This window comes from Klebsiella sp. A52, assembly GCF_018388785.1.
Lineage (GTDB): Bacteria > Pseudomonadota > Gammaproteobacteria > Enterobacterales > Enterobacteriaceae > Klebsiella > Klebsiella aerogenes.
This window is the reverse complement of the sequence record NZ_CP074437.1, coordinates 1,642,071-1,666,504: the sequence shown is the minus strand read 5'-3', so window position 1 is coordinate 1,666,504 and position 24,434 is coordinate 1,642,071. Positions and strand designations below refer to the sequence as shown.

Genomic DNA, 24,434 nt, shown 5'->3' with positions numbered 1-24,434 from the left:
CCTCACATTGATATAAAAGGTTGTGCCGAACGTGTATCAACAGGACTCTCTTAGCGCGCTGGATGCCATCACGGAAGCGCAACGCATCGCTTTCGCCCCCATGCTCTTTCAAACCGCGTTATGTCTGCGTAACTCAGGTATCCTCGGTTATCTCGATCGGCAAGGTAAACGCGGCGCGACCCTTGAAGCAATTAGCGAAAATTGTGAGGGAAATGAATATGCTGTAGGCGTTTTGCTGGATATGGGATTAAGCGGTCGTATTGTTACCTATAAAGAAGAACGCTATTACCTCGCTAAAGTGGGACATTTCTTACTCCATGATACGATGACCCGTGTAAATATGGATTTTACTCAGGACGTTTGTTATCAGGGATTATTCTTTCTGGAAAATGCGTTACAGGAAGGTAAACCATCTGGTTTAAAAGTTTTTGGTGAGTGGCCAACAATTTACCCGGCATTATCGCAACTTCCGCAAGCGGCGCGTAAAAGCTGGTTTGCTTTCGATCATTACTATTCCGACGGTGCGTTCAGCGCCGCGCTGCCACATGTATTCGCCAGTCGGCCCGCAACCCTGTACGATGTCGGCGGAAATACCGGTAAGTGGGCGCTGCGCTGCTGTGAGTATGATGAAAATATCGCGATTACGTTATTAGATTTGCCACAACAAATTGCGCTGGCCCGCGAAAATATAGAAAATGCGGGCCTTACCCATCGCATTGACTGTCATGCTGTGGATATGCTGAGTGACGCCCCCTTACCAGGAGAGGCGGATATCTGGTGGATGAGCCAGTTCCTTGACTGTTTTTCCCCGGAACAAATTATCACCCTACTCAGTAACGTCGCGCAGGTCATGAAACCCGGCGCGCGCCTGTGTATTCTGGAGCTGTTCTGGGATGCGCAGAAGTTTGAAGCAGCATCATTTAGTCTGAATGCGTCTTCGCTCTACTTTACCTGTATGGCCAACGGCAACAGTCGTTTCTACAGCGTAGAGAAGTTTTATCGCTATCTGGAAATGGCGGGTTTCCGGGTAGAACAACGCCACGATAATTTAGGCGTTGGGCATACCTTGTTGATATGTCAGAAGAATAATTGATTTTTCGCGGACGCGTGTAGATGACATTTGCATTTAACATAGTTGATTGGCAGGCCTTCGCGCCTGGAGTCAGTGACACCAAGCAGTGGCAACGGTGGTCACAGCATTTGCACGCCATCGATCCAACCGCGGCGCCGGCCAAACTTAGCGAATTACCGATGATGACCGCCCGTCGACTCAGTTCAGGCAGCAGGCTGGCCGTGGAGTGCGGGCTGGCGATGCTGCGCCGCCATGAGATCGACGCCGTTCTCTATACCAGCCGTCACGGCGAACTCGAGCGCAACTATCGCATCCTGCACGCCCTGGCGCTGGAGCAGGCGCTCTCGCCTACCGATTTCGCCCTATCGGTACATAACTCCGCCGTCGGCAATCTGACGATTGCAGCGAAAAAGCCCATTGCATCGTCATCGCTTTCCGCTGGGCGCGATACTTTCCAACAGGGTTTATATGAAGTGATGGCTCTACTACAGGCGGGCTATCAGCGCGTCTTGATGGTGGATTTCGATGGTTTTCTGCCAGAATTTTATCACTCGCAGCTACCACCGGCGATGCCAACCTGGCCCTACGCGGTGGCGTGGGTCATTGAAGCGGGAAGCCAATGGCGCTGCAAAGCGCAACGTCATGACGCAGTCGAAGAGAGCACGCTGCCGCAAAGCCTGTTGTTTTTACAGTATTATTTGCAGAATGCGCGCGCATTCACGCTGCCCGGCGAACGCGTGCAATGGCAGTGGAGCTGTTCATGAACACTCTTCTGTGTCGCCTTAATCGGCTCTGGCGCGCGGCGATGACCGGTTTTTGTTTCGCGCTGTTTGGCCTTGGCGGGCTGCTGCTCTCTGTTGTTTGGTTCAATCTATTGCTGATTCTGGTGCGCGATAAGGCCCGCCGTCGCCGCATCGCACGGCGCAGTATTTCGCTCAGTTTCCGCTGTTTTCTCAGCGTGGTGAAAGGCGTCGGCGTACTCGATTACCAGATTGAAGGGCGCGATATTTTACGTCAGGAGCGCGGTTGCCTGGTGGTCGCCAACCATCCCAGCCTTATCGACTACGTTATGCTGGCCTCGGTGATGCCGGAGACCGACTGCCTGGTGAAAAGCGCGTTGCTGAAAAACCCATTTGTCAGCGGCGTGATCCGCGCGGCGGATTATTTGATTAACGATCGCGCCGATGCCCTGCTCCCGGCCAGCCGGCAGCGCTTACAGCAGGGCGATACCATTTTGATTTTCCCGGAAGGAACCCGAACGGTGCCGGGAGAAAAAATGCAGCTGCAGCGCGGCGCGGCCAATATCGCCGTGCGCTGCGGCAGCGACTTGCGCATCGTCATCATCCGCTGCACCGAGCATATGCTGGGTAAACAGAGCAAATGGTACGACGCGCCGCAAACGAAGCCGTTATTTACCGTCGAAGTCGGAGAACGGCTGCGAATAGACCAGTTTTACGAGGCAAATAAACAAGAACCGGCGCTGGCCGCACGGCAGTTAAACCGGCATATTTTGCTTAAATTAGAATCAGGCACTACACCTGAAACAGGAATTAATGATGCAAGCGCTTTATCTTGAAATTAAGAATCTGATAATCAGTACATTGAACCTGGACGAGTTGTCCGCTGATGATATCGACACCGATGCCGCCCTGTTTGGCGATGGCCTGGGTCTGGACTCCATCGATGCGCTGGAGCTGGGCCTGGCGGTGAAAAATCAGTACGGCGTGGTGCTGTCGGCTGAGAGCGAAGAGATGCGTCAGCACTTCTTCTCCGTCGCCACGCTGGCATCATTTATTCAAGCGCAGCGTGCCTGAGGAGAACCGTCATGACCGAACAACAAGCCATTTACGAAGAAGTCTCCTCGCTGCTGGTGAAGGTATTTGAAATCGATCCGCAGGATATTAAGCCTGAGGCCCGCCTGTACGAAGATCTCGAACTGGACAGTATCGACGCCATCGACATGATCGTCCATCTGCAAAAGAAAATCGGCAAGAAAATCAAGCCAGAAGAGTTTAAAACCGTACGCACCGTGCAGGATGTCGTCGATGCGGTAGAACACTTACTGAAAGAAGCGTAATTCACCGTGTCGGGCATACGCTCGCTGCCGGTCGTTCCGTTAATGACAGGGGTATTGCTGCTGGCCTGGCCGTTCTTAGTCTGGTTTGGCCTCGCGCATAACAGTCTGCAATGGCTACTACCGTTAATGGCGCTGCTGCTGTTTTTACGCTTTCGCCAGACCCGGCGACAGGCGGGACCACTGAGCGTGGTTACTCAGGTCGTAGCGGCAGCCGGCATGACGCTGTGCATTGCCAGCTATCTGCTAAAAACCCATCAGCTGCTGCTGTTTTATCCGGTAGTAGTAAATAGCGTCATGCTGGCAGTGTTTGGCGGTTCGCTGTGGTCAAGCATGCCGATAGTCGAGCGCCTGGCGCGGCTGCGGGAACCGGTTCTTCCCGAGCGCGCCGTGCGTTACACCCGCCGGGTTACCCAAATCTGGTGCGCCTTTTTCATCCTCAACGGCGGCGTTGCGCTGTTTACTGCGCTATACGGCGATATGTCCCTGTGGACGGCGTGGAACGGCATGATTTCCTATCTTCTGATGGGAACTCTGATGGCCGGCGAGTGGCTGACCCGCCAGCAGATGATTAAACGAGATAAACCATGAAGCAGCCCCTTATGCTGGCCCAGTGGCTCAGCACAGCGCGTCCGTCGGACACGCTGATTGCGTGGCAGGAAGAACACCGCTGGACGCTGGCGCATCTGCGCTACGATGTCGCCCAGCTGCTTGCCTGTTTGCAGCAACAGCAAGGCGAACGCTGGGCGCTCTGTTTTGATAACAGCTATCTGTTTCTGGTCGCCCTGCTGGCCACGCTGCATGCTGGAAAAACGCCTGTGCTTCCCGGCCACAGTCGCGCGTCGTTATTAAACGAACAGCGGACGCTTTTCGACGGCATATTGAGCGATAAGGCGCTGGCGTGGCGCGGGCCGTTACAGGTTGTGCATTCCGCCATGACGACCGCCCCCCACGAATACGCATTCCCGGCAATCGACGATGACGCCGATATTGAGCTTTTTACCTCCGGTTCTACCGGTGAACCGAAGCGAATTAGTAAGCCCGTCAAGAGTCTCGACCGCGAGGCGGCGCTGTTAGCCGCGCACTATGCCGGACGCCTGGCAGACAGCCGGGTAGTGGCATCGGTCGCGCCACAGCATTTATATGGCCTGACTTTCCGCCTGTTCCTGCCCATGGCGCTAGGTTTGCCGCTCCACGCGGCGATGATTGAGTACGCCGAGCAGTTAACGGCATTGAACCCTGACTATCGCTATCTTTTTATCAGCAGTCCGGCTTTCCTCAAACGTCTCGATCGCCAGTTGCCCCCGCCACCGGTCGCGATGATTTTGTCCGCCGGCGGCAAGCTTCTGTGGCAGGATGCGGTGCAAACCGCCAGTTGGTTTGCTGTCTGGCCGGATGAAATTTACGGCAGCACGGAAAGCGGAGTTATCGCCTGCCGCCAGCGCCTGCAGGATGATACGCCGTGGCAGCCGTTCCCCGGCATTCGCTTTCAGCCGCAGGGCAACACAATTCGTCTATTTTCGCCGCTTATCGCCGACGATAACGGCCTGGTTATCGATGATATTTTGCATTTCAATGAAAGCGGTCAATTCCAGCTGGCAGGTCGTCGCGACCGGGTGGTGAAAATTGAAGAGAAACGCATTTCACTAAGCGAAGTGGAACATCGATTACTGGAACTGGATGGCATTCTTGATGCCGCCGCCCTGCCTATTACCCGCGGCAGTCGCCAGAGCGTTGGCGCGTTGTTAGTTCTGCACCCAGACGTCCGTCGCCGCTGGGGAAAAAGTCAGGAATTACAGTGGCGAAAAGCGCTGCGCGCCTTGCTGGAGCCTGTGGCCATCCCTCGCTACTGGCGGGTGATTGACGAGATCCCCGTTAACAGCATGAACAAGCGTGTCTACGCGCAATTACAGGAGTTATTTCATGAAGCCCCATGAAATTGAGCGCCGTCAGCCACAAGCCGATCGGGTTGAAATCGTACTCTCTCTCGACCCGGCTCTATTCTGGTTTCGCGGCCATTTTGCCGTGCAGCCGCTGCTCCCCGGCGTCGCGCAGATGGACTGGGCGATGCATTACGCCACCATGCTGCTGGCCCCCGGCTGGCGTTTTCACAGCGTTCAGAATGTGAAGTTTCAGTCGCCGCTATTGCCGGACACGACCGTTACGCTCGCCCTCAACTGGCAGGAGGCGCGCCAGACTCTGACGTTTAGCTATCTGCGCCACGACGGCGAAGCGCGACACACCGCCAGCAGCGGGAAAATTCGCTTATGCCGCTAGATTTCTCTCCCTGCGTTCTGATCCCCTGCTATAACCACGGCGCAATGATGCCGCGGGTGCTGGCGCGCCTGCAGCCCTTTGGCCTGCCGTGCATCGTGGTGGACGACGGCAGCGATACCAGTACGCGGCAGCAGCTGGAGCGGCTGGCGGCGGAAACCGCCAGCCTGACCCTAATCCGCTTACCACAGAACGCGGGCAAAGGCGCAGCGGTGATCCGTGGGCTACAGGCCGCGGCGGAAGCCGGGTTCAGCCATGCGGTGCAGGTCGATGCCGATGGTCAGCACGCCATTGAAGATATTCCGCAACTTCTGGCGCTGGCGCAGACGCATCCTGAAGCGCTGATTTCCGGGCAGCCGATTTACGACAACTCTATCCCGCGTTCGCGCCTGTACGGGCGCTGGATAACCCACGTCTGGGTATGGATTGAAACGCTGTCGCTGCAGTTGAAAGACAGCATGTGCGGCTTTCGCGTCTATCCGATAACGCCAACGCTACGGCTGGCGCAGCGCGTGACGCTCGGCCAGCGTATGGATTTCGATACCGAAGTGATGGTGCGCCTCTACTGGCAGGGGAATACCAGCTACTTTGTTCCGACCCGCGTGACCTATCCACCGGACGGTTTGTCGCATTTTGATGCCTTCAAAGATAACTGCCGCATCTCGCTGATGCACACGCGTCTGTTCCTCGGCATGCTGCCGCGGATGCCGTCGCTGCTGTTTCGCCGCGCCTCGCCGCACTGGGCGCGCCAGCAGGAGGTAAAAGGATTATGGGGAATGCGCCTGATGCTGCTGGTGTGGCGGCTGCTGGGGCGCAAGGCGTTCACGCTGCTGCTTTATCCGGTAGTCGGCGTGTACTGGCTGACGGCAGCGACGGCGCGCCGCGCGTCGCAACAATGGATCACCCGCGCGCGCGAACAGCTCGCCGCGCGCCAGATGCCGATACCGCCAACCCTGACCAGCTACCGGCACTTCCTGCGCTTTGGCGAGGCGATGCTGGATAAAATCGCCAGCTGGCGCGGCGAGCTACAGTTTGGTCGCGACGTGGTCTTTGCCGCAGGCGCCGAGGAGACGCTGAATATCAGCGATCCGCGAGGAAAACTACTGCTGGCCTCGCATCTCGGCGATGTCGAGGCCTGCCGCGCGCTGGCGCAACTGCAGGGCAGCAAAACCATCAACGCCCTGGTATTCAGCGAAAACGCGCAACGTTTTAAACAAATTATGGCGGAGATGGCGCCTCAGGCCGGACTCAACCTGATGCCGGTGACCGATATCGGCCCGGAAACCGCCATGCTGTTGCAAGAAAAGCTGGATCGCGGCGAATGGATCGCTATTGTCGGCGACCGTATTGCGGTTAACCCGCAGCGCGGCGGCGAATGGCGTGTCTGCTGGAGCCGTTTTATGGGACAAGACGCCCCCTTCCCGCAGGGGCCGTTCATTCTCGCGGCTATTTTGCGCTGCCCGGTGAATTTGATTTTCGCTCTCCGCCAGCAGGACAAACTGCGCATTTACTGCGAGCCGTTCGCCGATCCGCTGCTGCTGCCGCGCGCCGATCGCCAACAGGCGCTCCAGCAATGCATCGACCGCTACGCCGAACGGCTGGAACACTACGCGCTGCAGTCGCCGCTCGACTGGTTTAACTTTTTCGATTTCTGGCGTTTGCCGGATCCCAAAGATAAGGAGTAAAGGGTGCTTAACGATCCCCGTTTTACTGCTGAAGTAGAGCTGACTATCCCGTTTCATGACATCGATATGATGGGCGTCGTGTGGCATGGCAACTATTTTCGCTACTTCGAAATTGCCCGTGAGGCGCTGCTTAACCAGTTCAACTATGGCTACCGGCAGATGAAAGCCTCGGGTTATTTGTGGCCGGTGGTGGATACCCGCGTGAAATACCGCGACGTCATTACCTTCGAACAGCGTATTCGCGTACGTGCGCGGATAGAAGAGTTTGAGAACCGCTTGCGCATCGGCTACGAAATTTTTGATGCCGTCAGCGGCAAGCGCACCACCACCGGATACACCATCCAGGTCGCGGTAGATGAAAATAGCCGCGAGATGTGTTTCGTCAGCCCGGATATCCTGTTTGAACGCATGGGGGTCACGCCATGAGATTACTGCTGCTGTTAGGGCTGTTTATCAGCCCGCTGGTCAGCGCCCTGACGCTTGATACCCTACAACAACGGTTCACCGAACAGCCGGTGGTACGCGCCCATTTCGATCAAGTTCGCACGATTAAGGATCTGCCGCAGCCGCTGCGATCCCAGGGGAAGATGTTGATCGCCCGCGACAAGGGATTGCTGTGGGATCAAACCTCGCCGTTCCCAATGCAGCTGTTGCTGGATGACAAACGGATGGTGCAGGCGATTAACGGCCAGCCGCCGCAGACTATCACCGCCGAAAACAACCCGCAGATGTTCCAGTTCAACCATTTACTGCGCGCGCTGTTCCAGGCGGATCGTAAAGTCCTGGAAGAAAACTTCCGCGTGGAATTTGCCGATAAAGGCAACGGCCAGTGGACGCTGCGCCTGACGCCCATCACTACGCCGCTGGATAAGATTTTTGCCCGCATCGATTTAGCCGGAAAAACCTATCTGGAGCATATTCAGCTCAACGACAAACAGGGCGATCGCACCGATATTACGCTTTCCCAACATCAACTGACGCCAGCGCAACTGACCGATGACGAACGCCAACGCTTTGCCGCCCAGTAAACGCCCTGCGCTGTTATGGGCCGTCGTCTGCCTGATCCTGGCGGGCGCGCTGCTGTCGCTGCTGCCGCAGGCCCGGCTTAACAGCAGCGTACTGGCTATGCTGCCGAAACAGACGCTTGGCGCGATCCCGCCCAGCCTGAACGACGGTTTTATGCAGCGGCTGGACCGCCAGCTGGTGTGGCTGGTCAGCCCCGGTAAACAGGCCGATCCGCAGGCGGCCCGCGACTGGCTGCAGCGGCTGCAACAATCGCAGGCGTTGGCCGAGGTAAAAGGCCCAATGGATGCCGATAGCCAGCAGGCCTGGGGCGCGTTTTTCTGGCAACATCGCAACGGTTTAATTGACCCCGCTACCCGCGCGCGCCTGCAAAACGGCGGCGAAGCGCAGGCGCAATGGATCCTCACGCAGCTCTATTCGGCATTTTCCGGCGTCAGCGGCAAAGAACTGCAAAACGATCCGCTGATGCTGATGCGCGGTTCGCAGCTGGCGATGGCGAAAGGCGGCCAGCGGATGCAGCTGCAGGACGGCTGGCTGGTGACCAAAGACGCCCAGGGCAATGTATGGTATCTGTTGCATGGCGAACTGGCGGGATCGTCATTCGATATGCAGCAGACGCACCGGCTGGTCACGACCCTCGGCGAGCTGGAGAAGGAGTGGAAAACGCGGTATCCGCAGGCGCAGCTATTGTCACGCGGCACCGTGTTCTATAGCGATTACGCCAGCCAGCAGGCGAAGCACGATATTTCTACGCTCGGCGCGGCGACGCTGTTCGGCGTGATCCTGCTGATCGTCGCAACGTTTCGCTCGCTCCGCCCGCTGTTGCTATGTCTGCTCTCTATCACGATCGGCGCGCTGGCCGGCACCGTCGTCACGCTGCTGCTATTTGGCGAGCTGCATCTGATGACCCTGGTGATGAGCATGAGCATCATCGGCATCTCCGCCGACTATACGCTCTATTATCTGACCGAACGGATGGTGCATGGCGCGGAATTAACCCCGTGGCAGAGTCTCGCCAAAGTGCGTCATGCGCTGCTGCTGGCGCTGCTCACCACCGTCGTGGCGTATCTGATTATGATGCTGGCCCCCTTCCCGGCGATTCGCCAGATGGCGCTCTTCGCGGCGGTCGGCCTGAGCGCCTCATGCCTGACGGTGATTTTCTGGCATCCATGGCTGTGCCGCGGGCTCCCCGTGCGCCCGGTACCGGCAATGCTGCTACTGTTACGCTGGCTCGCCGCCTGGCGGCGCAATAAAAAGCTGTCCATCGGCCTCCCCGTTGCGCTGGCGCTGTTGTCGCTGGCGGGACTCGTGACGCTGCGGGTGGATGATGATATTTCGCAGCTCCAGGCGCTGCCGCAGGATATTCTGGCTCAGGAAAAAGCGATTACCGCGCTCACCGGACAAAGCGTCGACCAGAAGTGGTTTGTGGTGTACGGCGAATCCGCCCAGCAAACGCTGGAACGCCTGGAAGCATTTATGCCCGCGCTGGCTAAGGCGCAAACCGACGGTATACTCGGCGGATATCGCGCCATTCCGCTGAATTCGCTCGCCCGACAGCAGCAGGATCTTACCCTGCTGCAACGCGCCGCGCCCGTCGTCGGCCAGGCGCTAAGTCACGCCGGGCTGGCAAAAGTTAATCCCGATCTCAACCCGATGCCGGTAACGGTCGACGACTGGCTTGCCAGCCCGGCCAGCGAAGGCTGGCGGCTGCTATGGCTGACGTTGCCGGATGGCGAAAGCGGCGTACTGGTCCCGGTGAGCGGCGTGAAAGACAGCGCGGCGCTAAAGGCGCTCAGCGCAAAGCAGGCTGGCGTTGCGTGGGTCGATCGTAAAAGCGATTTCGACCAGCTTTTCGCGCTCTACCGCCATATTTTAACCGGACTGTTGTGCGTTGCGCTGGCGGTGATTGCCTGCGGCGCCGTTCTCCGCCTTGGCTGGCGCAAAGGGCTAATAAGCCTGGTGCCGTCGGTACTGTCGCTGGGCTGCGGGCTGGCGGCGCTGGCGCTTAGCGGCCACCCGGTTAACCTGTTCTCCTTGCTGGCGCTGGTGCTGGTACTGGGCATCGGCATTAACTACACGCTGTTTTTCAGCAACCCGCGCGGCACGCCGCTGACATCGCTGCTGGCGGTCACGCTGGCGATGATGACCACCTTATTAACGCTTGGCATGCTGGTCTTTAGCGCCACTCAGGCCATTAGCAGTTTTGGCATTGTTCTGGTGAGCGGCATTTTCACCGCTTTCCTGCTTTCGCCGCTGGCGATGCCGACCAAAAAAGAGAAAAAAAGACGATGATAAGACCATCATTCTGGCGCGCCTTCGCGCTACTCGCCGCCTTAGTACTGGCCGGCTGCAGCCATTCGCAGCCGGAGTCGCAAGGCCGCCCGCAGGCATGGCTTGAGCCGGGTACGCGCGTCACGTTGCCGCCGCCTGGTATCTCGCCGGCTATCAGCTCGCAACAGTTGCTCACCGGCAGCTTCAGCGGCCAAACCCAATCGCTGCTGGTCATGCTCAATGCCGATGATAAAAAGCTCACGCTGGCGGGCCTGTCGTCCGTCGGTATCCGTCTGTTTCTTGTGACCTACGATGAAAAAGGGCTGCGCGCTGAACAGTCAATCGTGGTTCCGCAACTGCCGCCAGCCAGCCAGGTGCTGGCCGATGTCATGCTCAGCCATTGGCCGGTTAGCGCATGGCTGCCGCAGTTGCCGAAAGGCTGGACGCTAACCGACCGCGGCGACAAACGCGAACTGCGTAACGCGCGCGGGAAGCTGGTCACGGAAATCACCTATATCAACCGCAAAGGCAAGCGCGTGCCGATTAGCATCGAACAGCACGTCTTTAAATACCACATCACCATTCAATACCTGGGTGACTGAGATGATCTACATTTCTGCCGTCGGCATGATTAACGCGCTGGGTCGCGATAATGATGAAGTCGCCGCCAATCTGGCTCGCGGTATCGCGCCCGGCATGCGCCCGCGCGAGGGGTGGCTACAGGGACATCCGCAGGCGGTTTTCGCGGGCGTGGACGGCGAATTACCCGCCATTCCCGATACCTTTAGCGCCCATCGTTCGCGCAATAATCAACTGCTGCTGGCGGCGCTGGCGCAAATTCAGCCGCAGGTGGATGACGCTATCGCCCAATACGGGCGTGAGCGCGTTGCCGTAGTGCTTGGCACCAGCACCTCGGGGCTCGACGAAGGTGACGCGCACGTCACGTTGACCCTTAGCGGCGCGGAAAGCGCGGCCTGGCAATATCCGCAGCAGGAGCTGGGAGACCCGTCGCGTTTTCTCAGCCACTGGCTGGCGCTGGATGGCCCGGCATTTACGCTATCAACCGCCTGCTCCTCCAGCGCCAGAGCCATTATCAGCGGACGCCGACTGATTGAAGCCGGGCTGGCGGATGTGGCGATTGTCGGCGGCGCGGATACCCTCAGCCGAATGCCGATCAACGGCTTTCACAGCCTGGAGTCGCTCTCCACGACTCAGTGCCAGCCGTTTGGCCGCGATCGCTGCGGCATCACTATCGGCGAAGGGGCGGCGCTGATGCTGCTGACCCGCGAGCCGCAGCCTATCGCGCTGCTGGGTATCGGCGAGTCCAGCGACGCCTGGCATATTTCCGCCCCGCATCCTGAGGGAGAAGGGGCAATTCGCGCTATCCAGCAGGCGCTGGACGATGCGGGCATCGCCCCTGAACAGGTGGGCTATATCAACCTGCACGGCACCGCCACGCCGCTGAACGATCGGATAGAGTCTCACGTCGTCAACGCGCTATTTGGCGAGCAGGTGCCATGCAGCTCCACCAAACATCTGACCGGGCATACGCTGGGCGCGGCGGGGATCACCGAAGCCGCCATCGGCATGCTGATCCTGCAACGCAATCTGCTGCTGCCGGCGCAGGACTTCAGCCAGTCGCCGCGCGACGCGACCCTTCCGCCGTGCGGGATTATCGAACGTCCCCTACCGTTGCCGCGGCCGATTATCCTGTCGAACTCGTTTGCCTTTGGCGGTAATAACGCCAGCATTCTGCTCGGGAGCATTTAATGAGCCACTACTTATCGCCCGGCGCTTATCTACCGCACAAGCCGCCAATGCTGCTGCTGGAAGAGGTCGTCAATGTCACCGACGAAACCGCTACCTGCCGGGTCACGGTCTCGACCCATGGCGTCCTGGCGCCGTTTATTGATGCCGAGGGCAATCTCCCCGGCTGGTTCGCCCTGGAACTCATGGCGCAAACCGTTGGCGTCTGGTCCGGATGGCACCGCCAACAACAGGGGCAAACGTCCATCTCACTAGGCATGGTGCTTGGCGCGCGCGAGTTAGTCTGCGCGGCAGGATACCTGCCGGGCGGCAAGGCGCTGTCCATCACCGTAAAGCTGTTAATGCAGGACGAGCGTTTCGGCAGCTTCGAATGTGCCATTACGGCAGACGATGAAGAACTGGCAAGCGGACGGGTCAATACTTTCCAGCCGACGCCAACAGAACTTAACACCCTATTTCAACAAGGAGCGTCAGAATGAGTCGTTCAGTTTTGGTCACCGGCGCCAGTAAAGGCATCGGTCGCGCTATCGCCCGTCAGCTGGCGGCGGATGGCTTTGTGGTCGGTATCCACTTTCATCGCGATGCGTCGGGCGCACAGCAAACGCTGGAGGCGATTACCGCCGCTGGCGGCTCGGGTCGTCTGCTGAGCTTTGATGTCGCCAACCGCGCGCAGTGTCGCGACGTGCTTGAGCAGGATATGGCCGAACACGGCGCATGGTACGGCATTATCAGCAACGCCGGCATCGCCCGCGACGGCGCTTTCCCGGCGCTCGGCGAAGAGGACTGGGACGCGGTGATCCACACCAACCTCGACAGTTTCTATAACGTCATTCATCCCTGCATCATGCCGATGATTAGCGCGCGCCAGGGCGGGCGTATCATCACGCTCTCGTCCGTATCCGGCGTCATGGGCAACCGGGGTCAGGTCAACTATAGCGCCGCGAAGGCGGGGATCATCGGCGCCACCAAAGCGCTGGCCATTGAACTGGCGAAGCGCAAAATCACCGTCAACTGCATCGCCCCGGGGCTTATCGACACCGGGATGATCGAAATGGAAGAGACTGCGCTAAAAGAGGCGATGTCGATGATCCCGATGAAACGCATGGGACAGGCGGACGAGGTGGCAGGGCTTGCCAGTTATTTAATGTCGGATATTGCGGGATATGTCACCCGACAGGTCATTTCAATCAATGGAGGGATGTTATGACACGTCGTGTGGTCATTACCGGGATGGGCGGCATCACCGCCTTTGGCGACAACTGGCAGGATGTTTCGGCGGGGCTGCAGCGTTATAAAAACGCCGTGCGCGCCATGCCGGAGTGGCGTATTTACGAGGGTCTGCATACGCTACTGGGCGCGCCAATCGATGATTTCACCCTACCGGCCCACTATACCCGTAAGCGTATTCGCGCGATGGGCCGCGTGTCGCTACTTTCTACCCGCGCCACTGAACTGGCGCTCGAGCAGGCCGGGCTTATCGATGATGCCGTGCTGAGCAACGGCGAAACCGGCATCGCTTACGGCTCGTCAACCGGCAGTACCGGCCCGGTGAGCGAGTTCGCCACTATGTTGACGGAAAAGCACACCAACAATATTACCGGCACCACCTACGTGCAGATGATGCCCCACACCACCGCCGTTAATACCGGGCTGTTTTTCGGCCTGCGCGGCCGCGTTATTCCAACGTCAAGCGCCTGTACCTCCGGTAGCCAGGCGATCGGTTACGCCTGGGAAGCGATTCGTCACGGCTATCAAACGGTGATGGTCGCCGGCGGCGCGGAAGAGCTATGCCCGTCGGAAGCCGCGGTATTCGACACCCTGTTCGCCACCAGCCAGCGTAATGAACAGCCCGACCTCACCCCCGCCCCGTTCGATGAACAGCGCGATGGGCTGGTGATCGGCGAAGGCGCCGGTACTCTCATACTGGAAGAGCTGGAACACGCCAAAGCGCGCGGCGCGACTATCTACGGTGAAATCATCGGCTTCGCCACCAACTGCGATGCCGCGCATATCACCCAACCGCAGCGTGAAACCATGCAGATCTGCATGGAACAATCGTTAAAAATGGCGGGCTTAAGCGCCCGGGATATTGGCTACATTTCGGCCCACGGCACCGCAACCGATCGCGGCGATGTCGCCGAAAGCCAGGCGACGGCGGCGATTTACGGCGACAGCGTGCCGATCTCCTCGCTGAAAAGCTATTTCGGCCATACCCTTGGCGCCTGCGGGGCGCTGGAGGCGTGGATGAGTCTGCAGATGATGCGCGAGGGCTGGTTCGCGCCTACGCTGAATCTGCATAATCCGGATGCTAACTGCGGCAATCTTGACTACATCATGGGCGAATCGCGCAAGATTGATTGTGAATTCCTGCAGAGCAACAACTTCGCCTTCGGCGGCATTAACACCTCAATCATTATTCAGCGCTGGCCGTAAGATGTATCAGCTTATCCTCGGCCACATCTCAACCCTTAGCGCCCTGCCGCTGCCGCCTGTGCTGATGGCGCAGGCGCCGGACGGCCCGCGGCGGGCCAGCTGGCTTGCCGGGCGCGCGCTGCTGGCGCATGCGACTACCCCGCTAATGGATATTCAGTATGGCGAAGAGGGTAAACCGGCTTTCCCGCCCGGTAGCGGGCGGTGGTTTAACCTTAGCCACAGCGGCGACCATATTGCTCTGCTGTTGAGCGATGAAGGCGAGGTTGGCTGCGACATTGAAGTGATTCGCCCGCGCAACGGCTGGCAGCGGCTGGCTAACGCCCTGTTCAGCGAAGGCGAGCACCAGGAACTGGAGCGTGAACCGCCGGAGCGGCGGTTAGTCGCCTTCTGGCGTATCTGGACGCGCAAAGAGGCCCTGGTGAAACAGCGCGGCGGCAGCGCCTGGCAGATGGCCTCTGTTGACAGCGCCTTTCACGGCGCGCTGTCATTAAGCCAGATTCAGTATGAAGGGTTAAGTATTGCGCTCTGTACGCCAACGCCGTTTAAGCTGACGGCGGCGCACATTCAATGTTTTAACGGCGCGGCTTAACCGGCCAGAAGATAGTCAGCACGCCGGCGATAATAATCAGCACGCCCAGCAGCGATTGCCAGTAAAACGGTTCATGCCAGCCGGGCAGCCAGATGGCGGCGGCCCACACCAGAATGTAGCTCAGGCTTAGCAGCGCGTAAGCTTTGGCCAGCGGTAAGCGGTGTAGCGCGAAATACCAGCAGACCATCGACAGCAGATAGCCAACCAGGCCGAAACCCAGGCTGAAGGTACCGGTGCGAAAATGCAGCAGATGATTGAGGAAGGTCAGGATATCGGTCAACGGCGGCAGTTCGACCATCGCGCTGCGCAACAGCAGCTGTGCGCCGCTGACCAGGCCAACGCTCAATAACGCCCAGATTAAGCCCATCAGACGCTACTCCCCAGAACGGCGATACCGACGACGATCAGTCCGACGCCAAGCCAGTGGCGGCGCGCCACCGGCTCGCGCCAGATGCCCCATGCCGCCAGCGTCACCCAGACAAAATTGAGGCTCAGCATCGGATAGGCAATACCGACCGGGATTGCCTGCAATACCCCCAGCCACAGCAGCATACCGCCGCCGAGCGCCAGCAGGGCTAATCCCAACCAGACCAGGATATGCCGCCCGCGCCGTCCGCTACGGGACGGCCGGGTTGCCTGCTTCTGGCACAACTGACCGGCGCAGCTAAGCAGGCTGGCGAGTACCAGACAGAACCAGACACTCATTGCGGCAGATACTGAATAAATACCACGCGCCCCAGCACGTAGGAGTTATCAGGTTTCGGTAACGCCAGTTCGTTCATCGTTTCACCTTTATCCATCAGCAGCACCAGAGAGATGGGTCCCTGCTGGCGGTGCGCCGCCAGCCAATCAGCAAATTCGTGAGTCGCCAGGAATTTGCTCTGCGCATCCGGCCAGCCGAGGCCATATTTTAGCTCCCCCTGCTTGTCATACAGGATGATGTCATCACGCTTGAGCTCCCACGCCAGCCCCGCGCCGATACCGACACTGTTGGTCAGTACATAGCGGCTTGGCGCCAACGATTCACTCACGATATCCACCAGGAACTGCGGCTGTTTACTGTCAATAACCCGATCCGGAATAGCGAAGCCCACCAGCAGCGCCAGCCCCAGCGGGCAGATGGCGGCCAGCGTCCAGCGACGACCGTTGTCCTTGATTGCCAACCAGCCCATTAGCGCCCATACGGCAAAGGCGATCGCCGCCAGCAGACATTTATACAGCTCGATCTTCGTCCACACCGGTTTATGCATGACGCCCCACGGTGAGACCACCAGCACCGCGACCAGGCCGAGCAGACCAAAACCGAGGTTGATCATGCCGTTGATGCGCAGCGCTTTCGCCCCCGCCTTCGCGGCATCCAGCGCGTAGCGGGCCATCAAAATCGACAGCGGCATAAAGCACGGCAGAATGTAGGTCGGCAGTTTTCCCTTGGCGATGCTGAAGAACAGGAACGGCATCGCCACCCAGCCTAGCAGATACAGCGCGCCGCGGGCATCATCGCGTTCGCTCCAGCCGCGCTTGAGCGCGCCCGGCAGCAGCGCCAGCCACGGCAGGCTGCCGGCTATCAGGAACGGAATGTAGTACCAGAAGGGCGCTTTATGCTGCGCGTCTTTCTCGGCGAAACGCTGGATATGTTCGACCCAGAAGAAATAGCGCCAGAAATCCGGTTCGCGATTAGCGATAGCCAATCCCCACGGCAGCACCACCAACGTACAGACCACCACCGCTAGCCAACCGTAGGTTAGCACCTCGCGCCAGCGCTTACGCGCAATCACCCACGGCAGCACGCCAATCACCGGTACCGCCAGCGCCAGGAAGCCCTTGGTCATCACCCCCATACCGCAGGCGAAGCCCAGCAGGACATAACCTAAAATCTTACCGCCGCGGCTCTGCGCCTGGGAGGCACCCCAGAAGCTGCACATCGCCAGCGCCAGCCACATGGTGATCATCGGATCCAGCACCGCGTAGGTTCCGATACCGTATACCAGTAGCGCGGTCAGGAAGATAATGGGCGACAGAATCGCCACGCGTTTATCGCGGAAAATACGCCACGCCAGCCACGCCACCAGCAACGCGCTGACGGTAATGGCGAAGACCGAACCGAAACGCACGCCAAAGTTATTATGGCCGAACAGCCACTGGCCGATACTGTTAATCCAGTAACCGGCAATTGGCTTTTCAAAGTAACGCAAGCCCAGAAGATGAGGCACCACCCAGTCGCCGGAGGCCAGCATTTCACGGCTGATCTCGGCATAACGGGTTTCATCAGGCTGCCACAGCAAACGGAAATTCAGCGGCAATAAGTAATACAGCGCAAAGAGTACAACCAGAGAGACGCCATAACGAATGCTTTTCATACACCCGAGCCCAGTAATTGTTCACGTCCAAGCCAACCTTCCCGGCCAGCCAGTTCACCACGGACCACTTTGCCTGACGGCAGCTCGCTAAAGTCAGCGGGCAACAGCTGGCTCAGTGGGCAAAATTGTATTTCTTCTTCCTCCGCCATGGCCAGCAGCGCATCGAACTGGTCGGCGTAGGCAATGCCTTCCACTTCGGCGTGGATGGTATAGACCGGCGTTCCCTTGTCGCGATGGATGCAGTCCAGCAGATAGCGGTTAAAGCCAGCGCTATCTACGGCGCTACCGACCACTTCATCCCAGGTGGGAAGCGTCACCGGGATTTGTACGGTGCCGGAGGCCCCGCCGCCAAGCTGCGGCAGGAATGGCCGCGTGCCGCGACAATCGCTGTTGTAGAGGAAATCGAAGGATTCTTTCGCTTTTACCACCCGCTGGTCGGCACGCCAGCCGGCGACGGCTGAGCAGGTTACCGGGCGACCGATAATGCGTTCCAGTTCGAGCAGACCGCGTTCCACTTCCAGCGTCAGACGTTCCTGCGGCCACACGCCGCTCCATGCCTGCCAGCTGTAGTGGTCCCAGGCATGCAGACCCACTTCATGGATCTGCGCGGCGGCGCGAATAACCTCTTCGTTACCCGCGCCAATCCTGCGCCCCGGCCACGCGGTACCGGCCAGCAGAATATCCCAGCCGTACAGCGACGCCGCGTTAGAGCGCAGCATTTTCCACAGAAACTTCGGTTTTACCAGGCGCCATAAATGGCGCCCCATATTGTCCGGCCCGACGCTGAAAAAGAAGCTTGCCTGAATTCCATGCTTGCCCAGCAGGGCCAGCAGCCGCGGTACGCCATCACGCGTCCCGCGAAAGGTATCGACATCTATGCGTAAGCCGACTTGTTTCATGAGTTTTTATCGTCCGTGAGCTCAACGGTGCGCAGGAAGAAGTCCAGAGTATGCTCAACGGTCTCTTCCATCTCGACGGTCGGTTCCCAGTTCAGGCAGCGTTTTGCGTTACGAATGCTCGGCTTACGATGCTCAACGTCCTGGTAGCCTTTACCGTAGTAATCGCTGCTTTCCACTTCACGGAAACCGGCGAACGGCGGGAAGCGATCGCGCAGCGGGTGGCGCTCGAAGCAGGCAAGCAGCATTTCCGCCAGCTCTTTGATGCTCGCTTCGTTTTCCGGGTTACCGATGTTGATGATCTGACCATCGCAGCGACCGTCTTTGTTCTCAATGATGCGGAACAGCGCTTCGATACCGTCGCTGATATCGGTGAAGCAGCGCTTCTGCTTGCCGCCTTCGATAAGCTTAATCGGCGAACCTTCCACCAGATTAAGGATCAGCTGAGTGATGGCGCGGGAGCTACCGATGCGCGCGGCATTAAGGTTATCCAGACGCGGTCCCATCCAGTTGAACGGACGGAACAAGGTGAACTTGAGGCCGCTCTTATCGCCATAGGCCCAGATCACGCGGTCCAGCAGCTGTTTAGAAACCGAGTAGATCCAACGCTGTTTGTTGATCGGCCCGACCACCAGATTGGAGGTATCTTCGTCGAAGTTTTTGTCGGTGCACATGCCGTACACTTCCGAGGTCGACGGGAAGATGATGCGCTTATTGTATTTCACGCAGTCGCGGATAATTTTCAGGTTCTCTTCGAAATCCAGCTCGAACACGCGCAGCGGGTTACGGGTGTATTCGATAGGCGTGGCGATCGCGACCAGCGGCAGTACCACGTCACATTTCTTAATGTGGTATTCGATCCACTCGGAGTGGATACTGATATCGCCTTCCACGAAGTGGAAACGCGGGTTATCGAGGAAACGGCTGATGGCGTCAGAGCCGATATCCAGGCCGTAAATCTCATAGTTGTCGTCCTGCAACAGACGTTCGGTCAGATGGTTACCGATAAAGCCGTTGACGCCGAGAATCAGCACGCGGGTACGGCGCTTAATCGCCACCACCGGTTTGCTGCTCAGCAACGCGCTGGTCACCAGCCCCAGCGCCTGCGCCAGTTGGGTACCCTGCATATAAACGCCGCGTTCGGTCTGGCCGGTGACAATTTCCAGCGCCCCCTGCTGACAGGCGACCACCAGCGGCGCGACAGAGATCACGGTGCCGGGCTTGGCTGCCGGCAGGTCGGCGCGCACGCGGGATTTCCAGACGATAAATTTGTTCGCGCCGGCATAGGCGAAAGCGCCCGGCCACGGATCGGACACCGCGCGCACCAGATTGTGCAGAGTCTGCGCCGGTTTGTCCCAATCGAGACGCCCATCTTCCGGGGTACGACGGCCAACGTAGGTCGCCTGGCTGTGGTCCTGCGCGCGTTCCTGAGTCTTACCCTCACGGATAGCCGGCAGCGCCTGGCCCAGCAGATCGGAGGCGGCGGCGCACAGTTTACGGTGCAGCGCCAGCGCCGCTTCATCCGGACCGATAGCCACAGCTTGTTGGGCGACGATATCGCCCGCGTCGGCGCGGTTAACCATTCGATGCAGGGTTACGCCGGTTTCACTTTCGCCGTTGACCAGCACCCAGTTCAGCGGCGCGCGACCGCGGTATTTCGGCAGCAGAGAACCATGCAGGTTGAAAGCCCCCTTCGGCGCGATATTCAGGATCTCATCGCACAGCAGGTTGCGGTAGTAGAACGAGAACAGCACATCCGGCTTCATCTCGCGAATACGTTCAATCCACAGCGGATGGTTAACATCTTCCGGCGCCCATACCGGAATACCTTGCTCGGCGGCAATACGGGCAACGGAACCAAAGAAATGGTTTTCGCCAGGGTTATCCGGATGGGTAAAAATAGCGGCGATTTCATAACCGGCATCCAGCAGTGACTGAATACCTGCGCAACCCATATCGTGATAAGCGAAGACTACTGCTTTCATGAACGATCTTCCTCTTGAGACGCCGTTTCCGGCTGACGAACAACACGTTGAATAAAGTAACGGGGACGGGCGCGGACATCGTTATAGATGCGGCCGATATACTCCCCGAGCAGGCCCATACCGACAAACTGGGCGCCGATAAACATGAACAGCACGGCGAAGAGCATGAACACCCCTTCCGCCGCCCACTGTGGACCGAAGGCCAGACGCAGCACCACCAGCAGCAGGCCGAAGGCGAAGCCCAACAGGGCTATCACGCTGCCGAAAATGCTCAGTAAACGCAGCGGGGTGGTGGTCAGACAGGTCACCAGGTCATACATCAGGTTAATCAGACGCATGAAGCTGTATTTGGAGTCGCCGAATTCGCGCTCGGCGTGCATCACCGGGATCTCGACCGCCCGGCGGGCGAAAGTATTCGCCAGAATCGGGATAAAGGTGCTGCGCTCATGGCAGTTGAGCATGGCGTCGATGATATGGCGGCGATAGGCGCGCAACATGCAGCCGTAATCGCCCATGGCTTTACCGGTGGTACGCTGGATCAGGCGGTTAATCATCTTCGAGGCAGATTTACGGAAGATGCTGTCCTGACGGTTCTGGCGCACGGTACCGACCACGTCGTAGCCTTCATCGGCTTTTTCCACCAGCCGCGGGATCTCTTCCGGCGGGTTTTGCAGGTCGGCATCAAGGGTGATGATCAGATCGCCGGTGACATGGCTGAAACCGGCCATAATCGCCGAGTGCTGGCCGTAGTTACGGTTCAACAGCACCGCCACCACGTGGCTGCCTTCGGCTTCGGCGGCCTCGGTCAGCATGCGCGCGGAATCGTCGCTGCTGCCGTCGTCGATCAGCAGAATTTCATATTGGCGCCCTAGCGTCGCACAGGCGGCGTCGGTACGACGCAGCAGCTCCGGCAGACTATCCTGTTCGTTATAAACCGGAATAACCACCGAGACTTTTTTTACGGGAGGATAAGTAAGCATATCAACGTCCTGACAACTGATGTAGCGCGGTAATGACGCGGGTGACATCGTCGTCGGTCATATCCGGGAACAGCGGGATGGAACAAATGCGCGCGCTGTTCCATTCGGTATTCGGTAACGAAACTTCAGGAAAACGCTCGCGGTAATACTTTTGCGTATGGGCCGCGCGAAAGTGCAGACCGGTGCCTATGCCCATGGCTTTGAGTTTTTCCATCAGGGCATCGCGGCTGATGCCGCAGGCCGCTTCATCAACGCGGATAATAAACAGGTGCCAGGCGTGCTGGTGATCCCATGCCGGAACGGTCAGCGGCTTAAACGGGGTATCCGCCAGCTCGCGCAGGTAGCGCTGGGCGATTGCAGCGCGACGTTGATTCGCCTGCGCCAGCTTATCCAACTGCACCAGCGCCAGCGCGGCGTTGATATCGGCCAGATTGTATTTGAAGCCGGGGGTAATCACTTCCGCCTGCGGCGCGCGGCCGTGGGTCTGGCGGTCGTAGGCGTCTACACCCAGGCCGTGGAATTTGAGGCTGCGGATGCGGGAAGCCAGCTCGTCATCATCGGTGACGATAAGCCCCCCTTCGGCGCAGGTCATATTTTTGATCGCGTGGAACGAGAAAATCGCGGTGCCGCGCCAGCCGACGTGGCGGCCCTTATAGTGCGTTCCCGCGGCATGCGCGGCATCTTCGATAACCGGAATACCGTGGCGCTCGCCAACGGCGCGGATCGCATCGATATCCGCAGGCGCGCCCGCGTAGTGGACGGGAATAATCGCTTTCGTCCGCGAGGTGATCGCCGCTTCCACCGCCTCGGGGGTAATCATCAGATTGTCGTGATCGACATCGATCATCACCGGCGTAGCGCCCAGCAGACAGATCATATTCAGCGTCGACACCCAGGTTTGCGAAGGGGTGATCACTTCGTCGCCAGGGCCAATGCCCATCGCCATTAGCGTGACGTGCATACCGCCGGTAGCGGAGCTGACGGCGATGGCGTGGCGGTTGCCGGTCAGTTGGCAAAATGCCTCTTCCAGCGCCTGGTTTTTAGGACCGGTAGTAATCCATCCTGATTGCAAAACTTCACGCAGCGCAGCCAGCTCTGCGTCGCCCATCGACGGGCGCGAAAACGGCAGAAATTCGCTCATCTTTTTCCTGTTCTATTAATAACCCACTAAAAAAGGGGGCCGGTAGAAAGAAATATCCTGCGCCAGCGGACTTAAACAAAATGAAAATGAAGTCGGTTCACCGCCACATTTCATTCCAGGGTATTTCGACGGTTATAAATCTAGTCGCTGTTGCTTAGGATAATATTAAGAAATTAATATTTTTCGCGAGAATAGTAATATCTCATTTAGAATCAGATAGATAGTATTTTCTTATGACAGGAATCAGCAGCAAAAAGCCCCAGTTTCATAGAGAAAACTGGGGCTTAACGGGTAAAAGTAAACGAATCGTCAACCAGCCCGCAATAAATTTTTATTTACGTTTTAATCTATCGGTAAAAATTAGCGTTAGATCACAGAATTATTTCTGCTGTATTACAAATTTGCAGGAAAATCTGCGGGTAATTCATTAGCCGGGCAATTAATTACATCGTTATTATCCGCGCCGCAATCGCGAACAAAGGTGATAGTCGCGAATTCATCAATCACTTCGGTCGGATAGGCCGGGCCGGCGTCACGATAGGCGTTCATTAACGGAATATGATCGTTCTGGAAGCAGACGGTTTTTTCCGGGTTATTCATGATCCAGCGGGGGAAGAATATAGTGCCGTGGAACAGTTTGTCGCCCAGGTTGACGATCAGGCTGACGTCGGTACCGGTTGGTTCGGTCCAGGAAATTTTATAAATGCTTTCGCCTACCCGCACGATGTACGCATGCTGGTCTTTCACCCAACGGTTGGCAACGATGCCGCTGTGAATACGATAGTCCAGAGTGGTGCCATTTTTAACGTAAATTTCGTAGTTCCAGCCGTTGTCGTAGGTATAAACCAGATGTTTACCGATAAAGCCGCTGAGGTCATGTTTGTCGAAAGTGCTCATTATTTATTCTCCTCTGTTTCGTTGAGGTAAGAATACGGCTTTAAAAATTGAATGAATAACGCTATGTTTGGATGAAAATAATCTAATTTTTAGATGAATCATGCACAAGACCACGCTGGAACAATGGGCGCTATTGGAAAAAGTGATTGAGCTGGGCAGCTTTGCCAAAGCCGCGGAAGAGACCAACCGCAGCCAGTCTTCCGTGAGCTATAACCTGGCGCTGCTGCAGGAACGTTTAGGAGTGGCGCTGCTGGCGCCGTCCGGACGGCGAGCGGTGCTGACGCCCGCTGGCGAACTGCTGCTCAATCAGGTGAAACCGTTACTGAAGGCCTTTTCGTGGGTTGAGACCCACGCCGCGACGCTGCGCAACGGCGTACGCACCCGTCTGGATCTGGTCGTCGACAGCATTTTCCCCCGCCAGCGGCTGTTCGCCATTCTGCGTCAGTTTCAGCAACGCTACCCGCAAACTCAGGTTCGGCTGACCGAAGTGCTGGAAAACGTCGATGAGGCAAGCGCCGCCCGCAGCGAGGCCGACGTGATGGTCTTAACGCGTCGCCAGGATATTACCGGACGCGGCGAATGGCTGATGAATATCGACTTTATCGCGGTCGCCCATCGCGACCATCCGCTGTCGCAATCGGATGAATTGCTTGACGACAACGCGCTGGCCCCCTGGCCGCTGATCCGCATTGCCGACCGTAGCGGCGACGCCTCATCCACCCGCGATGCCTGGACCTTTTCTACTATTGATGCCGCTATAGATGCGGTGCTGTATCAGGTGGGATTCGGCTGGTTGCCGGAGGAGCGGATACGCGCACACCTGGAACAGGGCGTGCTGAAAGCGCTGCCGCTGAGCCATGGCGCCCGCCGCGCCACGCCGCTGCATTTGATAGTCAAGCGGGATCTGGCGCCGCTCGATGAACAGGTCACCACCCTGCTGGATTTGTTCAGACAATCGTAATCATATGCTACATATGATTTTGTTATGGT

27 protein-coding genes are annotated in these 24,434 nt (G+C 58.1%); 19 read left to right on the top strand and 8 right to left on the bottom strand.

Features of this window, described 5'->3' with window-relative positions; genetic code table 11:
• Positions 1-31: 31 nt before the first annotated feature.
• Genes KGA69_RS07750 through acpT form a run of 18 tightly spaced genes read left to right on the top strand, consistent with a single transcriptional unit; the run spans position 32 to position 15,188 of the window.
• Complete coding sequence (locus tag KGA69_RS07750) at positions 32-1,093, top strand: methyltransferase (protein ID WP_045397037.1); 1,062 nt, start codon at positions 32-34, stop codon at positions 1,091-1,093.
• A gap of 20 nt (positions 1,094-1,113) precedes the next feature.
• Entirely contained in the window at positions 1,114-1,836 is a 723-nt protein-coding gene (locus KGA69_RS07745; protein WP_045397042.1) for a beta-ketoacyl synthase chain length factor, read from the top strand.
• Positions 1,833-2,648 (top strand): lysophospholipid acyltransferase family protein, encoded by an 816-nt coding sequence (locus KGA69_RS07740; protein WP_411710448.1) that lies wholly within the window; start codon positions 1,833-1,835, stop codon positions 2,646-2,648. Before KGA69_RS07745 ends, KGA69_RS07740 begins: the two co-directional genes overlap by 4 nt.
• A complete protein-coding gene (locus tag KGA69_RS07735; protein WP_045397051.1) occupies positions 2,629-2,886 on the top strand; it encodes a phosphopantetheine-binding protein in 258 nt (85 codons plus the stop codon). The genes KGA69_RS07740 and KGA69_RS07735 overlap by 20 nt, the downstream gene beginning before the upstream one ends.
• 11 nt (positions 2,887-2,897) lie before the next feature.
• A complete protein-coding gene (locus tag KGA69_RS07730) occupies positions 2,898-3,149 on the top strand; it encodes an acyl carrier protein (protein WP_047047899.1) in 252 nt (83 codons plus the stop codon).
• Between the two features lie 6 nt (positions 3,150-3,155).
• On the top strand, positions 3,156-3,737 hold the full coding sequence (locus KGA69_RS07725; RefSeq protein WP_045397056.1) for a COG4648 family protein: 582 nt from the start codon (positions 3,156-3,158) through the stop codon (positions 3,735-3,737).
• Positions 3,734-5,083, top strand: coding sequence for a class I adenylate-forming enzyme family protein (locus tag KGA69_RS07720; RefSeq protein WP_213292961.1), 1,350 nt, complete (start codon positions 3,734-3,736; stop codon positions 5,081-5,083). Before KGA69_RS07725 ends, KGA69_RS07720 begins: the two co-directional genes overlap by 4 nt.
• The gene (locus KGA69_RS07715) at positions 5,070-5,423 is read left to right on the top strand and encodes an ApeI family dehydratase (protein ID WP_045397064.1); all 354 of its coding nucleotides are present in this window, start codon (positions 5,070-5,072) and stop codon (positions 5,421-5,423) included. The genes KGA69_RS07720 and KGA69_RS07715 overlap by 14 nt, the downstream gene beginning before the upstream one ends.
• A complete protein-coding gene (locus tag KGA69_RS07710) occupies positions 5,414-7,105 on the top strand; it encodes a glycosyltransferase family 2 protein (protein ID WP_213292959.1) in 1,692 nt (563 codons plus the stop codon). The genes KGA69_RS07715 and KGA69_RS07710 overlap by 10 nt, the downstream gene beginning before the upstream one ends.
• A 3-nt stretch (positions 7,106-7,108) precedes the next feature.
• Positions 7,109-7,531 (top strand): acyl-CoA thioesterase, encoded by a 423-nt coding sequence (locus KGA69_RS07705; protein ID WP_047047887.1) that lies wholly within the window; start codon positions 7,109-7,111, stop codon positions 7,529-7,531.
• Complete coding sequence (locus KGA69_RS07700) at positions 7,528-8,133, top strand: outer membrane lipoprotein carrier protein LolA (protein WP_045397076.1); 606 nt, start codon at positions 7,528-7,530, stop codon at positions 8,131-8,133. Before KGA69_RS07705 ends, KGA69_RS07700 begins: the two co-directional genes overlap by 4 nt.
• Positions 8,102-10,420, top strand: coding sequence for an MMPL family transporter (locus KGA69_RS07695; RefSeq protein ID WP_213292957.1), 2,319 nt, complete (start codon positions 8,102-8,104; stop codon positions 10,418-10,420). The genes KGA69_RS07700 and KGA69_RS07695 overlap by 32 nt, the downstream gene beginning before the upstream one ends.
• Complete coding sequence (locus KGA69_RS07690; RefSeq protein ID WP_045397082.1) at positions 10,417-11,001, top strand: DUF3261 domain-containing protein; 585 nt, start codon at positions 10,417-10,419, stop codon at positions 10,999-11,001. Before KGA69_RS07695 ends, KGA69_RS07690 begins: the two co-directional genes overlap by 4 nt.
• A gap of 1 nt (position 11,002) precedes the next feature.
• Positions 11,003-12,169, top strand: coding sequence for a beta-ketoacyl-[acyl-carrier-protein] synthase family protein (locus KGA69_RS07685; protein ID WP_045397085.1), 1,167 nt, complete (start codon positions 11,003-11,005; stop codon positions 12,167-12,169).
• A complete protein-coding gene (locus KGA69_RS07680; protein ID WP_045397087.1) occupies positions 12,169-12,645 on the top strand; it encodes a hotdog family protein in 477 nt (158 codons plus the stop codon). Before KGA69_RS07685 ends, KGA69_RS07680 begins: the two co-directional genes overlap by 1 nt.
• On the top strand, positions 12,642-13,373 hold the full coding sequence (locus tag KGA69_RS07675; RefSeq protein ID WP_045397090.1) for a 3-ketoacyl-ACP reductase FabG2: 732 nt from the start codon (positions 12,642-12,644) through the stop codon (positions 13,371-13,373). Before KGA69_RS07680 ends, KGA69_RS07675 begins: the two co-directional genes overlap by 4 nt.
• The gene (locus KGA69_RS07670) at positions 13,370-14,599 is read left to right on the top strand and encodes a beta-ketoacyl-ACP synthase (RefSeq protein WP_045397092.1); all 1,230 of its coding nucleotides are present in this window, start codon (positions 13,370-13,372) and stop codon (positions 14,597-14,599) included. The genes KGA69_RS07675 and KGA69_RS07670 overlap by 4 nt, the downstream gene beginning before the upstream one ends.
• A 1-nt stretch (position 14,600) precedes the next feature.
• On the top strand, positions 14,601-15,188 hold the full coding sequence (acpT, locus tag KGA69_RS07665; protein ID WP_045397096.1) for a 4'-phosphopantetheinyl transferase AcpT: 588 nt from the start codon (positions 14,601-14,603) through the stop codon (positions 15,186-15,188).
• Here acpT and arnF read toward each other — a convergent pair.
• The 8 genes from arnF to KGA69_RS07625 all read right to left on the bottom strand — a co-directional run bounded on the left by arnF (position 15,172) and on the right by KGA69_RS07625 (position 23,447).
• Positions 15,172-15,555: a 4-amino-4-deoxy-L-arabinose-phosphoundecaprenol flippase subunit ArnF gene (arnF, locus tag KGA69_RS07660; protein WP_045397099.1), complete on the bottom strand. Its 384-nt coding sequence runs from the start codon at positions 15,553-15,555 to the stop codon at positions 15,172-15,174. The two genes, acpT and arnF, sit on opposite strands and share 17 nt — an antisense overlap.
• Positions 15,555-15,893, bottom strand: a complete 339-nt coding sequence (gene arnE / locus KGA69_RS07655) for a 4-amino-4-deoxy-L-arabinose-phosphoundecaprenol flippase subunit ArnE (protein ID WP_045397101.1) — start codon at positions 15,891-15,893, stop codon at positions 15,555-15,557. The genes arnF and arnE overlap by 1 nt, the downstream gene beginning before the upstream one ends.
• The gene (arnT, locus tag KGA69_RS07650) at positions 15,890-17,545 is read right to left on the bottom strand and encodes a lipid IV(A) 4-amino-4-deoxy-L-arabinosyltransferase (protein WP_045397104.1); all 1,656 of its coding nucleotides are present in this window, start codon (positions 17,543-17,545) and stop codon (positions 15,890-15,892) included. Before arnT ends, arnE begins: the two co-directional genes overlap by 4 nt.
• On the bottom strand, positions 17,542-18,444 hold the full coding sequence (gene arnD / locus KGA69_RS07645; protein WP_045397107.1) for a 4-deoxy-4-formamido-L-arabinose-phosphoundecaprenol deformylase: 903 nt from the start codon (positions 18,442-18,444) through the stop codon (positions 17,542-17,544). Before arnD ends, arnT begins: the two co-directional genes overlap by 4 nt.
• On the bottom strand, positions 18,441-20,426 hold the full coding sequence (gene arnA / locus KGA69_RS07640; protein ID WP_045397111.1) for a bifunctional UDP-4-amino-4-deoxy-L-arabinose formyltransferase/UDP-glucuronic acid oxidase ArnA: 1,986 nt from the start codon (positions 20,424-20,426) through the stop codon (positions 18,441-18,443). Before arnA ends, arnD begins: the two co-directional genes overlap by 4 nt.
• Entirely contained in the window at positions 20,423-21,406 is a 984-nt protein-coding gene (gene arnC / locus KGA69_RS07635) for an undecaprenyl-phosphate 4-deoxy-4-formamido-L-arabinose transferase (RefSeq protein ID WP_045397114.1), read from the bottom strand. The genes arnA and arnC overlap by 4 nt, the downstream gene beginning before the upstream one ends.
• Before the next feature lies 1 nt (position 21,407).
• Positions 21,408-22,547 (bottom strand): UDP-4-amino-4-deoxy-L-arabinose aminotransferase, encoded by a 1,140-nt coding sequence (arnB, locus tag KGA69_RS07630; RefSeq protein WP_045397116.1) that lies wholly within the window; start codon positions 22,545-22,547, stop codon positions 21,408-21,410.
• Between the two features lie 393 nt (positions 22,548-22,940).
• Entirely contained in the window at positions 22,941-23,447 is a 507-nt protein-coding gene (locus tag KGA69_RS07625; protein ID WP_026612202.1) for a phenolic acid decarboxylase, read from the bottom strand.
• A gap of 97 nt (positions 23,448-23,544) precedes the next feature.
• Here KGA69_RS07625 and KGA69_RS07620 point away from each other — a divergent pair, with 97 nt between their 5' ends.
• Positions 23,545-24,405 carry a LysR family transcriptional regulator gene (locus KGA69_RS07620; protein WP_049059225.1) on the top strand — a complete coding sequence of 287 codons (861 nt, stop codon included), beginning with the start codon at positions 23,545-23,547 and terminating at the stop codon, positions 24,403-24,405.
• The last annotated feature ends 29 nt before the right edge of the window (positions 24,406-24,434 follow it).